The organism is Lactiplantibacillus sp. ME-2 (genome assembly GCF_022549155.1).
Lineage (GTDB): Bacteria > Bacillota > Bacilli > Lactobacillales > Lactobacillaceae > Lactiplantibacillus > Lactiplantibacillus plantarum.
The window spans coordinates 1-222 of record NZ_JAKZEQ010000172.1; the positions used below are offsets into that span (position 1 = coordinate 1).

General features: G+C 48.6%; 1 pseudogene. It reads left to right on the top strand.

Annotation, left to right across the window (positions count from 1 at the left end):
- A pseudogene (locus MMY95_RS16175) lies at positions 1-222 on the top strand (beta-galactosidase); the annotation flags it as partial.

Consider the following 222-nt stretch of genomic DNA (forward strand, 5'->3'; position numbering starts at 1 on the left):
CCACTTTAGCGCTGACCGTTAAAGACCATGACGGGCGAGTACTGACGAGTCAAACGCAAACCGGTAGTGGCAGTGTAACCTTTGATACCATGTTATTCGACCAACTGCACTTGTGGTCACCACAAACGCCGTATCTCTATCAATTGACAATTGAAGTTTACGATGCTGATCACCAACTCTTGGAAGTCGTCCCATATCAGTTTGGGTTCCGGACGGTCGAGC